At 60.0% G+C, this 12,894-nt stretch carries 10 protein-coding genes; 6 read left to right on the top strand and 4 right to left on the bottom strand.

All coding sequences use genetic code 11. The features are described from left to right. The first annotated feature begins 76 nt into the window (after positions 1-76). The 4 genes from JP75_RS00475 to JP75_RS00460 all read left to right on the top strand — a co-directional run bounded on the left by JP75_RS00475 (position 77) and on the right by JP75_RS00460 (position 4,273). Entirely contained in the window at positions 77-1,351 is a 1,275-nt protein-coding gene (locus JP75_RS00475) for an extracellular solute-binding protein (protein WP_035077641.1), read from the top strand. A 155-nt stretch (positions 1,352-1,506) separates the two neighbouring features. Then, positions 1,507-2,388, top strand: coding sequence for a carbohydrate ABC transporter permease (locus JP75_RS00470; protein ID WP_035077638.1), 882 nt, complete (start codon positions 1,507-1,509; stop codon positions 2,386-2,388). Positions 2,389-2,456: 68 nt separating this feature from the next. Then, entirely contained in the window at positions 2,457-3,269 is an 813-nt protein-coding gene (locus tag JP75_RS00465; RefSeq protein ID WP_035078390.1) for a carbohydrate ABC transporter permease, read from the top strand. Further along, positions 3,266-4,273, top strand: coding sequence for a hypothetical protein (locus JP75_RS00460; RefSeq protein ID WP_035077637.1), 1,008 nt, complete (start codon positions 3,266-3,268; stop codon positions 4,271-4,273). The genes JP75_RS00465 and JP75_RS00460 overlap by 4 nt, the downstream gene beginning before the upstream one ends. A gap of 294 nt (positions 4,274-4,567) precedes the next feature. Here JP75_RS00460 and argG read toward each other — a convergent pair whose 3' ends face one another. Both argG and JP75_RS00450 read right to left on the bottom strand, forming a co-directional pair. Further along, the gene (gene argG / locus JP75_RS00455) at positions 4,568-5,905 is read right to left on the bottom strand and encodes an argininosuccinate synthase (RefSeq protein ID WP_035077634.1); all 1,338 of its coding nucleotides are present in this window, start codon (positions 5,903-5,905) and stop codon (positions 4,568-4,570) included. Positions 5,906-6,207: 302 nt separating this feature from the next. Further along, positions 6,208-7,071: a DMT family transporter gene (locus tag JP75_RS00450; RefSeq protein WP_035077632.1), complete on the bottom strand. Its 864-nt coding sequence runs from the start codon at positions 7,069-7,071 to the stop codon at positions 6,208-6,210. Between the two features lie 136 nt (positions 7,072-7,207). On the opposite strand from JP75_RS00450, the gene JP75_RS00445 reads away from it, so the two are divergent. After that, positions 7,208-8,557, top strand: coding sequence for an aminotransferase-like domain-containing protein (locus JP75_RS00445; protein ID WP_244446223.1), 1,350 nt, complete (start codon positions 7,208-7,210; stop codon positions 8,555-8,557). A gap of 166 nt (positions 8,558-8,723) precedes the next feature. Here JP75_RS00445 and JP75_RS00440 read toward each other — a convergent pair whose 3' ends face one another. Continuing rightward, positions 8,724-9,656 (bottom strand): phytanoyl-CoA dioxygenase family protein, encoded by a 933-nt coding sequence (locus JP75_RS00440; RefSeq protein ID WP_035078385.1) that lies wholly within the window; start codon positions 9,654-9,656, stop codon positions 8,724-8,726. 141 nt (positions 9,657-9,797) lie between these two features. Between JP75_RS00440 and JP75_RS00435 the strand changes: the two genes are divergently transcribed. Then, positions 9,798-10,655, top strand: a complete 858-nt coding sequence (locus tag JP75_RS00435) for a helix-turn-helix domain-containing protein (RefSeq protein WP_035077629.1) — start codon at positions 9,798-9,800, stop codon at positions 10,653-10,655. Between the two features lie 205 nt (positions 10,656-10,860). Here the strand turns inward: JP75_RS00435 and atzF are convergent, their stop codons facing one another. Further along, positions 10,861-12,666, bottom strand: a complete 1,806-nt coding sequence (gene atzF / locus JP75_RS00430; RefSeq protein WP_035078382.1) for an allophanate hydrolase — start codon at positions 12,664-12,666, stop codon at positions 10,861-10,863. Between the last annotated feature and the right edge of the window lie 228 nt (positions 12,667-12,894).

Raw genomic sequence — 12,894 nt, 5'->3', positions numbered from 1 at the left:
GCTGGGCGGAAAACAACAAAGCACCGCTCCAGCCGGATGAACACATGCATTGGGCATGTTTTGGGAGGAAGATGTTATGAGACTGTCTTTGAAGCGATTGGCTCTGGTGTCGACGGCGCTGATGGCGCTGACATCAGCCGCTGCAGCGCAGCAGACCGTGGTCTGGTGGGATTTTCTGGCAGGCGGCGACGGCGTGCGCATGAAGGCGCTGATCGACGGTTTTAACGCCGAGCATCAGGGCGAGATCGAAATCCAGGGCACGACGCTGGAATGGGGTACGCCGTTCTACACCAAGCTCCAGACCTCCTCGGCCATTGGCGAAGGGCCTGATATCGCGACCTATCACCTGAGCCGCATTCCGCTGGCCGTCGATAGCGGCACGCTGAGCGAAATCACCGATGAAGATCTTTCGGGCGCCGGCATTTCCGATGCCGATTTCACCCAGGCGGCCTCTGACGCCGGCAAGGTCGATGGGACGCGCTATGCCGTGCCGTTCGACCAGCATGGCCTCATTCTCTATTACAACAAGGATATGCTCGCCGAAGCCGGCCTGATCGGTGACGATGGGCTGCCGAAGGGCCTCGATGGCCTCGACAACTTCAACAAGATCCTGGCCGATTTCACCAAGGACGGAAAGTACGGCATTTCGACCCCGACCGGTGATCGCTACCGCACCATTTACTCCCTGTTCGGCCAGCAGGGCGGCACCATGTTCGACGAAGCCGCCGGTGGCTTTTTCCCGACCGACGAAGACCTCACCAAGCTGACCAACGCCATCGACGTGGTGAAGGGCTGGGTCGATAGCGGTTACACCCCGGTCCAGGTCGAAAGCCCGGCGGCCCTCGCGCTCTTTACCTCGGGTCAGTCGCCGTTCTTCATCATGGGCAATTGGGAAGTCCCGACCATGGTCGACCTCCATGCCAAGGGTGAGCTGTTCGAATGGGGTGCGGTGGAGCTGCCGACGCTATTCGAGAACAAGGCCGCATGGTCTGACTCGCATGCCTTCGTCGTTCCGGCCAATTCCGGCAAGGAAGCTGATGCCGACAAGCGCGCTGCGGTGATGAAGGTCATCGCCTGGATGGACCAGCACTCGCTCGATTGGGCTGGCGCAGGCCATATCCCGGCCTTCAACGCCGTGCGTGAAAGCGCCGAATTCCAGGCGCTGAAGCCGCAGTCTGACTATGCAGGGTTTGCTGATACGGCCGTGTTCGATCCGCGCACCATCCTTGCGGGTCCCGCTGCGCCGCTGGGTGATGCCTGGAGCAATTTCATCAATCCCGCCACCACGGGCGAAATCGAGCCGGCTGATGCCGCCGCGCAGATGCGCGACGATCTCAACGGTCAGCTCTAATTGAGCCTGGGGGTGCGGGCCAAGGTCCGCATCCCTCCACACCCACAACGTCATTCCCGCGAAAGCGGGAACCCCTGTTCAAACGGAGGTCCCCGCTTTCGCGGGGATGACACCGGGCGCGAGACGCGGTTCGGTGGTCGAGGAGGCCCAAAAGAATGCTCAGGGATAAAAGGCAAGAATATTTAGTTGCGCTGCTGCTGGTGGGCCCGTTCGTGCTCATCTATGGCGCGCTTTTTGTCTGGCCGACGATCCAGATGGCCATGCTCAGCTTCACCAAGGCGCCGCTGATCGGGACGGGCGACTGGGTCGGCTGGGACAATTATGTAAAAATCCTGAGCCATAAGCTGTTTCACCAGGCGTTCTGGAACACTGCCTATTTCGTGCTGCTGACGGTCATTCCCAATACGCTGATTTCGCTTGTTATCGCCATGGCGGTGAACCGGTTGAAGGGGCCGGTGCAGGGCTTTGTGCTCGCCTGCTTCTTCCTGCCCTATATCCTGCCGGTTTCGGTGGTGTTCCTCACCTGGAACTGGATCATCGACGTGCAATATGGGCTCGTGCAGGGTTTCGTGGCGCTGTTCAATGGCGGCCAGCCGATCTCGCTGACGCGCACCATTCCGCTCTTCATGCCCACGGTCGCCTTCGTCACCATCTGGTGGACGATGGGTTTTAATATCCTGCTCTTTATCGCTGGCTTGAGGAATATCTCGCCGGAGATTTATGAGGCGGCTTCGCTCGATAGTGCCGGGCGGTGGCGGCAGTTCCAGCGGATTACCTGGCCACTGATCTGGCCGGTGACGGCGCTGGTGCTGACGATCCAGCTCATCGCGCAGCTGAAGATTTTCGACCAGGTCTACCTGTTCTCGATCGGCGGGCGGCAGGACGCGACGATCACGCTGGTTCAATATGTCTACAAGCTGGCTTTCCAGCAGAACAAGGGCGGCGAGGCCGCAACGGCCGCCATGCTGCTCTTTGGGATGATCATCATCCTGTCGGTGCTGCAATATCAGCTGCTGCGCGCACGAGGTGAGAAATGAGCGCCGAAGCCATTCCCAATCGCGACACCATGGTATCCGCGCGCAGCCGGGGCGATGGCCCCATCGACATGATCGGGCTGGTGCTCACGGTCATCACCATTCTCGTGGCGCTCGGCTCGTTTTTCCCGATCTATTGGGCCGTCATCACGTCCATCAAACCCGATGGCGAAGTGATTTCGGGGAGCAATTCGCTAATTCCCAATCGCGTCGTCTTCGACAGCTATATCCACATCTGGAACAACACCAATATCGGCATCTGGTACATCAACTCGATGGTGACCTCGCTTGTGATTACCGCGGTTGTGATCGTCTCTTCGGCGGGTTGCGCCTATGCGCTGAGCCAGCTCGATTTCCCCGGGCGGCGGGTCATCTATGTTCTCATTCTCGCGTGTTTCATGGTGCCGATGCAGGCGCTGATCGTGAACCATTTCGTGCTCATGGCGCAGTTCAAGCTGCTCAATACCTGGGCCGGTATCATCCTGCCGCAGTTGATCGTTCCGGTGGTGATCATCGTCTACAAGCAGTTTTTTGACTCGGTGCCGAAGGAGTTTCGCGAGGCGGCGCAGATGGATTCTGCGGGGCATTTGAAAATCCTGTTCCGCATCTATCTGCCGATGAACTGGGGCGTCACTGCTTCGCTTGCCATTATCACTTTTATCGGCGCCTGGAATTCGTTCCTCTGGCCGTTCCTTGCCGCGACGGGCGAGGCCACGATGACTGTGCCGGTGGGCATTACCCAGGTGAAGGACGCCTATGGCATTGTATATGGCAAGCTGATGGCTTCGGCCGTGGTGGCGGGCCTGCCGGTGGCGGTGGTCTATCTCATCTTCCAGCGCCGGGTGACGCAAGCGATCATGCTTTCGGCCGGCGTGAAGGGGTGAAGCGGTCTTCCGATCTCGATCTCTTCAAGACCATGCTCGTTGTGGGCATGGTCTTGATCCACGTCTTTCAGCTTCTCGGGCGCTCGATGCCGGACTGGGTGGTTCGGGTGGAAGAGGGGATCAATCTCATTACCTTTTCCGGCTTTCTCCTCGCCATGGGCATCGGCGTCGGCATGGGAAGCGAGCGAGAGCGGGGACTTTGGGAGCGGTTGCGGCCGGTGGGCTTGCTGCTGCTTGCCGCGTGGATTTCTGCCTTTGCTTTTGCGCTGCTGGTCGATCGGACGCCGCTGACCTGGGCGCTGGCGCTGGATGTGCTGAGCTTTCGGCGGCTTTTCGGCTGGAGCGAGTTTCTCGCCAGCTTCTTCATGCTCTATCTGTTGCTGGCTTTGTTCCGGCCGCTGATCCTGCGCATGGCGCTGGACCCGCTTTCCTTTGGTCTCGCCGTGGCTCTTTCCTTTGCCTCGACATGGATCACCCTCGACCTGTGGCTGCCGGCCTCGGCAACTCTGTTGAGCACGACACTCTTTGCGAGCTTTCCGCTGCTGCCCTATCTGCCGTGGTTCCTTGTTGGCATTCGGCTGTGGCGATCAGGCGGAAAACTGAGCTGGCTGCATTGGGCGCTGGCGGTCCTTTGCTCGGGGTTTCTCGCCTTGCAGATACATCAGACAGGCGCCTTGCCGGGACGCTTTCCGCCAACGGTGCTCTGGGTGATCGGGCCGGCTTTGGCGCTGGCGCTCTATTGGGCCCTGGCGCGCTTGCTCGCCGCCCACGTTCCAAATGTGCTCCTGCTGCCGGGGCGGCATGTGCTGAGCTATCTGCTGGTTTCGAACCTACTCATCTTTTCTGCGCGGCGGATCTGGGGAAGGCCACTCACGGCGGTGGAGACGTGGCTGGGGAGCACGCTGGGCGTGCTGGTGGTCATTGGCGTGGGGTGGTGGCTGCTGGAGCGGTGGCGGGGCGAGACGAAGTTTCGGGCCGCTTCGGTGGCGGCGTCGACGCATTAGTGTCGAGCCGCGTCATTCTAGCGCTCCGCGCAGAGACGAAACGCGGAAGCTAAATTTTAGGTGGGAAGCAGCAAACTGGGTGGAACGAGACAGTCTACAATTTGGGTGGCCGTGCGGAGGGCAGACACCAGGCATGCCGGATATGATGTGGACAGTCGGAGGCCTGGTGCGTGCTGGCCCCGGCAATGTGGCCGCTCGAGAGCGGCCACATGTACGCTTAGTCGAGGCCCGCTTTCATCCGTCATGTCTCACCGCATCGATGGTTGATAGCGCGACACAACGTATCAAGCTGCCTCACTCCTTGCTGCTCTCCAAACGGAACATGTCCCCGCCCTCGCCAATCGCAATCAGGCCTGTCTTCGAGTATAGGTCCAGTTTGGCCCGTGTATCCGCAATGTCGAGATTGCGCATTGTCAGTTGCCCGATACGATCCGCCGGTGTGAACGGAGCGTCCTCGACCTTTTCCATGCTTAGCCGCTCAGGCGCATAGGTCAGGTTCGGGCTTTCAGTCTTCATGATCGAATAGTCGTTGCCGCGGCGCAGCTCCAAGGTCACTTCACCGGTGATGGCGCTTGCCACCCAGCGCTGGGCAGTTTCGCGCAGCATGAGGGCCTGCGAGTCGAACCAGCGGCCCTGGTAGAGCATGCGGCCGAGGCGCAGGCCGTTGATGCGGTACTGCTCGATGGTGTCTTCGTTGTGGATGCCGGTCACCAACCGCTCATAGGCGATGTGCAGCAGTGCCATGCCGGGGGCTTCGTAGATGCCGCGGCTCTTGGCCTCGATGATGCGGTTCTCGATCTGGTCGCTCATGCCCAGGCCATGGCGGCCGCCTATAGCATTGGCTTCGAGGAACAGCGCGACAGGATCGGCAAAGGTCTGGCCATTGAGCGCGACGGGCTGGCCCTCCGCGAAGCGGACCACGACCTTCTCGGCCTTCACGTCCACGTCGTCGCGCCAGAAGGGGACGCCCATGATTGGGCTGACGATCTTGATGCCGCTGTCTAGGCTCTCGAGATCCTTCGCTTCGTGCGTGGCGCCCAGCAGGTTGCTGTCGGTGGAATAGGCTTTTTCGGCACTCATCTTGTAGGCAAAGCCGTGCGAGGTCAGGAAGGCCGACATTTCGGCGCGGCCACCCAGCTCGTCGATGAAGGCCTGGTCGAGCCATGGCTTGTAGATGCGCAGGTTCGGGTTGGTCAAAAGGCCGTAGCGATAGAAGCGCTCGATATCGTTGCCCTTGAAGGTGGAGCCGTCGCCCCAGACGTTCACGCCGTCTTCCTTCATCGCCGAGACCAGCATCGTGCCGGTCACGGCGCGGCCGAGCGGGGTGGTATTGAAATAGGTGATGCCGCCGGTCGAGACGTGGAAGGCGTTGGATTGGATGGCGGCGATGCCTTCATGTACCAGCTGGGTGCGGCAATCGACGAGGCGCGCGCCCTCAGCGCCGAAATCCATCGCCTTGCGCGGAATCTCGTCATAATCGGACTCGTCGGGCTGCCCGAGGTTCGCCGTATAGGCATAAACCTTGGCGCCCTTGAGCTTCATCCAAAGCAGCGCGGCGCTGGTATCGAGTCCGCCGGAGAACGCGATGCCGACTTTTTCGCCATTCGGCAGGCTTTTCAGGATTGTGCTCATGTGTGGTCTCCAGTCGGATCGGGATGGCAGAACAAGGCCATGTTGACGCCGCGAGTAGCAAATTTCGCAGGCCGCGCCTAGCGCCTGAAAGGCGTCCGAATTGTTCTGAAGCCTTATCAAGTCATCGATACAACACGTTAGCCTGCTGGCTCGAGCCGCTCAAACGTCCTGCGATCCGGCGGGGCCCTGAAGTATTCAAAGACCTCTGCCTCGGCTTCGCGCCTCGACTGGCTGCGGTTGCTGGGCGATACCCAAAGCGGGATCGTCGCAATTTGATAGCGCGACGATCCTTGTGATCTGCCTTACTTCGAGAACTTCCTGGCCCCGGCCACACACGCAATGACTGCGATGGTGATCAGCAGCATGGAGGGCGTGACAGCTTCGCCCAGAAGTGATGCAGCCAGCGCCAAACCAAAGAACGGCTGCAGCAGCTGAAGTTGGCCCACCGATGCGATGCCCCCCTGAGCAAGGCCACGGTACCAGAAGACGAAGCCGATCATCATGCTGAAGAGTGAGACATAGGTCAGGCTGATCCACGCGGGCACCGTAACGGCTGCGAACGAGGCCGGCCAACTCAATACGGTCAGCAACGCCATGATCGGAAGTGAGAGGACCAAGGCCCAGGAGATCACCTGCCAGCCGCCAAGGCGCCGAGAGAGCTTCCCGCCCTCGGCGTAGCCCAAGCCACACACAACAACCGCGGCCAGCATGAGGCCGTCACCCCGGGGCGATGCTTCCAATCCCTGGGACAGGGCGAAACCAGCAACCAGGCCGCTGCCAAGCAGGGAGAACAACCAGAATGCCGCCTTGGGGCGCTCGCCGCCGCGGAGGACACCGAAAATGGCGGTAGACAAAGGCAACAGGCCGATAAACACAATCGAGTGTGCCGAAGTCACATGCTGCAGGGCGAACGCCGTCAGCAGCGGAAAGCCGACGACCACGCCCAGCGCAACGACGGCCAGCGAGAGCAAGTCCTTTGTCGATGGGCGCCGCTCCTTGAAGAAGAGCAGAAGCGCGAGTCCTAGAATTCCGGCGATCAAGGCACGGGCCGTCGTCAGGAAGATCGGGTCGAATGACTGGACAGCGATGCGGGTCGCCGGAAGAGACCCGCTGAAAATGACGACGCCGACGAGGCCGTTGATCCAACCGCTGGTTGACCGTTCCATTTATGCAGGCTCCTTGACGGTCGCCTTATGGATTGTCGACCCGAATAGGGCCAGATACAGTTCAGTACAGTTGAGATGAACTGTTATGGTCGTCAACATGTCACAGACGGAACCTCTCACTCGCATTGCGAGCGTAATGGCGACCATCAGGCAGCGCATCGAAGCCGGCTCGTTGCCCGTAGGGTCCAAACTGCCATCCGTCAGGGCATTTGCCGGGGCGATCCAATCCTCGGTATCGACGGTGGTTGAGGCCTATAATCTCCTGGTCGCCGAAGGCATGATCGTGTCGCGTCCTGGTTCCGGGTTCTTCGTCGCTCCTCAGGTGATCCCCTTGAAGCTGTCGAGTGCGGGGCCAAAGGCGGACAGGGCTATCGATCCATTGTGGATCTCCCGCCAGTCGCTCGAAGCCGACGACAAAGTGCTCAAGCCCGGATGCGGTTGGTTGCCAGCCTCATGGATGCCCGAGCAGAGCGTCCGTAAGGCGCTCCGGACCGTTTCCAAAGCAGGGGTAGACTCCCTTTCCAGCTATAGCTCGCTACTTGGTTTGCCGGCGCTCCGCCACCTCGTCAGCCGGCGGTTGTCCGAGAAGGGTGTGGAAGCATCGCCCGACCAGATCATCCTGACTGATAGCGGCACGCAGGCCATCGACCTTCTTTGCCGTTATCTGCTCAAGCCCGGCGACACCGTGTTGGTCGACGATCCGTGCTATTTCAATTTTCAGGCTTTGCTCCGTGCTCATCGCATCAATATGGTCGGTGTGCGATATACGCCGACCGGCCCTGACATTGACGCATTTGCACGAATTGTCGTCGAGACGGGTCCGCGCCTCTACATCACCAATTCGGGCGTACACAACCCGACCGGCGCCATCCTCGCGCCGGCGATCGCGCACCGCGTCCTGAAAATCGCCGACCAGCACGACCTCGTTATTATCGAGGACGATATCTTCGCCGATTTCGAACACACTTCTGCGCCCAGGCTCGCCGGCTTCGACGGGCTGGATCGGGTAGCGCAGATCGGCAGTTTTTCGAAGACCCTATCAGCGTCGGTGCGGTGTGGTTTCATCGCGGCAAGGCCGGAATGGATCGAGGGGCTGATTGACCTCAAGATCGCGACGATGTTCGGCGGTGCCCGCCTGAACGAAGAAGTCGTCTATGCCGCCCTGAGCGACGGCGGGTATCGGCGGCACACCGACGCCTTGCGTGTCAAGCTGGAGCGAGCGAGGCGGGATGTCGGCGATCGGCTCAGGGCCTTGAGTATTGTGCAGTGGACCGAGCCACGAGCTGGAATGTTCCTCTGGTGCGAGTTGCCAGAGGGTGCCGAATCCGCTGATCTGACCCGCAAGGCTCTCGCTTCCGGTATCGTCCTCGCACCAGGAAACGCGTTCAGCGTTGCTCAAAACGCTGCGAGCTTTATGCGGTTCAACGTGGCCCAGACAGACTCTCGAACGATCGAGAAACTCTCGCAACTCTTACGATTAAGGTGAGATTGGGGTCATCTACTCAATAGACGGCCGCCTGTGTGAAGGCAGAGCAGCTGCCTTGGTTATCGCGCTCCGGCTCGCCTTTTGAGGGTGGAAGTCGGACCGGTAGGCTTTGGGTAACGCAGCAAACGACCTGCGAAGACCCGCTCCGAAGAGCGGGTCGCCCGATTTACCAACGTGTCAGGCCGAGCAGTTTCTCGCCGAGCGGGGTCAGTTCAGCGGTCGTGGCATTGTGCTTTTCCCATTCGCGCGGATCGCCCGGGAAGGCGTCGCGCTTTGGGTGATCGAGTTCGCGCCAGAGGCGGATGCGTTCCTGACGCTCGGCCTCGTTGTCGAATTCGGCCGGGTGCATGGAGATGTATTGTGCCATACGGACGCGATTGTCCGCGTGGTTGGGCCGCACGCCATGGGCAAGGAGCGAATTGAAGATCATCAGGTCGCCTGGCTCCATGTCGATATTGACCGTCGACTGACCGCTCATGTCGGGATGCATGGGGTCGCGGTCCGCGGGCTGGGTCTTTTCCCATTCCTCGAAGTGCTGGAAGAGATAAGGCACGCACTGAAAGCCGCCGACATCGCCATCCTGCTTCTTGAGGCTCAGCACGGCTTGCACACCGATGGGCAGCGGGCGAATTGAGGTGTCGACGTCCCAGTGAATGAAACCGTTGGGGTTGCCCTTGACCTTCTTGGGTGGATTGAGATTGGCTCGGTCGATGGTAACCCAGAGGTCTTCGCGGTCCCAGATATCCACGAAGACGTTGTAGATACGCTGCTCCATGCGATTATCCCAAAGATACTGATGATTATAGATCTCCAGCATCCCGGTATTGTTGAGCTCCTTCATCTTGTGCTCGCGGCGTTGCGGCGCATACCAGGTGGAGGGGTCGTTGGGATCTTTCTCGTCAAACTTCCAGAGCAGATCGGCAAGCCGCTCGACATTGGCCGCAGGCACGGCTTGCCGCACGATCACATAACCCTTGGTGATCCAGTGTTGCCAATCGTCCTTCGACAAAACGCGCAGCGGCAAGGTCTTCTGGATGTCCTTCAGTTGCGTGGTGGCGGAGGTTGTCGGATGGCTGTCTCGCTTCAAGGCTGTCGCCATAGTCTGCATGGAAATGTCCTCCCATTTGTCTCAACTCCCGATCATTCGGTGGAGCCAAGGTAGCAAAGGGGGATCAGCCATGTTGTCGGGACGAAGCTAATTCAGATACTATTCTGGCATTTGTGAGTACCAATTAGCCAGATGAAACCCTATCTTGAAAAGCTGCGGACCGATGTCGGGGCGTCCTGGGCCATGCTCAATCGCCGCCTTGAGGAGGGCATTCCCTTCCAGTGGCACCATCATCCCGAGATGGAACTGACCATGACGCTGAACTCGCGTGGTCAGCGCTTCATCGGCGACCACGCCGGTAGCTATGACCACGGCGATCTGGTCCTGGTCGGAGCCAACCTGCCCCATTCCTGGTATTCCACCGACCGGCTCGATCCCAACGAGCCCCATATCGCCCTGGTGCTGTGGTTCGGCCAGGACTGGCTCGAAGACCTCGCTGACAGCGCCGTGGAACTGCGCCCGCTCCGCGACCTCGTTATCCGCTCGCGCACTGGCCTCAAATTTTCGACCGAACTCGCCGATGAACTCCGTCCGCAATACGAGGCGCTGATCGACCAGCCGCCCGAGGCGCGTCTTTTGGGCCTGCTGCAGGTGCTGCTCCGCCTTGCCCATGACGACGGCGCCATCGCGCTCTCATCGGTCCACGAAACAGCCGCCGGCCCGCGCGATCGCATCGACCGTGTGCTCGATCACATCCATTCGAACTATTCCGAAGAGGTGCGTCTAGAAACACTGGCCGAAATCGCGGCGCTGAGCGTCTCGGGCCTGCACCGTCTGTTCCGCAAACATACGCAATCTACTGTGTCCGACTATCTGATCCGCCTGCGCATCGCCGACGCCTGCGCCCGCCTTTCGGGCACCAGCCAACCCATCCAGCACATTGCCGTCGAAGTCGGCTACGGCGCTCTTGCCAATTTCAATCGACATTTCCGGAGGCTGAGAGGCATGACCCCGAGGGAATATCGGAAGCATTTTTCTCGGAGACTTTAGTCCACACGGCGAACCGCACACCCCGAAAGTCTAGCTTGAACGGAGCTACCCCTGCACTGCTCCCAAAGCGGTGTCATGAATGCCCGGAATGGGCCGATGGCGGCCCAGTGTCTTCGGGGTGGCTTGCGGCTCGTCTGTTTTTTCAATGGAGAACAGAAAGCTGACATTTATGATTGGACTTACGCAGCTGCATGACCTGTATCAATCAAGTGCCTGCGCCTCCGTTGATGAAGTCACGCCAGCCACCAAAATGACTGATATCCTGCGCATCGCTGAGCGCGTAGCTCTCGCACAAAAACCCTGAATAGACGCTGCCGTCTTTGAGCTCGATTTTGCCAACGCCAAGAGGCGCAGGAATGCGGGCAATGAAGGCGCCGTATTCGGCTGGGGGCAGGGCCCATACCTCGACAGCAATGCCGGAGCCAGCATGTCCGGGCACCCGGACGAGGCCTGGCTTAGGTGGCGTTGTATTTGGCAGCGCAAAGAGCCGATAGTCGGCTGCAGTCGTTCCGGACTTCAACAACAAGCCCCCTGCGTTGGTCAACTCCTTGTTGAGCGGCATGCCCGTGAGATGAGCGCCGACCACGACGAGAGGCAAGAACTCTGTGGGTACCAACGCGGAGGAAAATTCGGGAATGGCGGCGGACTTGTCGATGCCTTGGCCGACTCCCAGCGCCTTATGCAGCCGCGCTGCCCATTGGGCCAAGGCGTCATCGGAAAAAGCAGGGCCAATTAAGGTCACGCCCCCGGGCAGGTGACCGTCGGCATCGAAGCCCGCCGGCACCGCGATGGCGGCGCAGTCGAAGAGGTTGACGAAATTGGTGTAGCGCCCGAGGTGCGAATTGCGCAGCACCGGCTCAGCCTGCATCTCGGTGACGGTATAGCTGGTCGGCGCCGTCGGCAGCAGCAGCACATCGCATAGCGCCCATTGCTTTTCGGCTTGCCGGCGGAGGTCGGCGAGACGGTATTGACCGTCAAAGGCCTCGACGGCGGTTTTGCCTTCGGCACCGGCGATGATGCCGCGCACGGTCGGGTCCATGTCTGTCGAATGCGTCGCAAAGAAATCGGCGACGGCAGCGAGACGCTCGGCGACCCAGGGGCCGCCATAGAGAAGCTCTGCGGCTTGGCGGAATGGGGCATAGTCGATCGAGACGATCTTGGCACCAAGGGCTTCGGTCGCAGTGATCGCGTGATCGTAAATGCGTTCCACCTCGGCATTGCCATAAAATTCTCGCTCGGCGCCCGTAAGGACGCCGACGCGCAGGCCTGCCGATGCCAAGGTTCTGGACTGCATCTTGCGTGAATAGGCATCGACTTCGTCAAAGCCTTCGGCAACCCGACGGATGACGGTGCCATCGGCAACGGAGCCGGCAAAAATGCTGACGCAATCAAGCGAGCGGCAAGCAGGAACGACGCCAGTGGCCGAGAGGAGGCCAATGCTGGGCTTGATGCCAACGAGATTGTTGAACATCGCAGGCACACGGCCTGAACCCGCCGTGTCGGTGCCCAATGAGAAGGTGCAAAGCCCAGCGGCAACGGCGACGGCGGAACCCGAACTGGACCCGCCGGAAATATAGTCTGCATCGAAGACGGATCGCGGAGCGCCATAGGGCGAGCGCGTGCCATTGAGGCCGGTAGCGAACTGATCCAAGTTGGTCTTGCCAATGACGATGGCGCCGGCCGCCTTGAGGCGCGCCACGACGAAGGCGTCGGCGGCCGGCTCGTAAGCAAAGGCCGGACAAGCCGCCGTGGTTGGCATGCCGGCAACGTCGATATTGTCCTTTACCGCGAAGGGCACACCCCACAGAGGAAGACTTTGCGGATCGGGATGCGCGGCCATCAGGTCGCGCGCCGCCTGTCGCAAACCTTCGTCGGACGTCGGGGTTATAAACACCGCCTTATCTGCAAGCGCTGAGCGGCGCGCGATCACCGCTTCCACAACATCGAGAGGCGTACCGCCTTCACGGTAGAAGGCGTTGAGGCTCGCAAGATCGAGGAAGGTAGGCAGCATGGCGGACTCCAAAGTCGCCAGCAGTTTGGCATCGAGCCTTATTGTATGCAACAACATCATGTCAGCCTATTTTTTATGCGTTATTTTTTCTATTGTATGCAATTTGTGCAATACCCCCCTAATCGAGTCCAGATGGCAAAATATTCAAGTCATTGAAATCGATGATAAATTTTCGGTAAACGAGTTTGGCACATCCCTTGCAATGATGTTTTTAGCCTCTCCTCGGAG

The sequence above is a fragment of the Devosia riboflavina genome, assembly GCF_000743575.1.
GTDB lineage: Bacteria > Pseudomonadota > Alphaproteobacteria > Rhizobiales > Devosiaceae > Devosia > Devosia riboflavina.
Note: the sequence above shows the minus strand (reverse complement) of the source record. Positions and strands in the feature narration are given on the sequence as shown.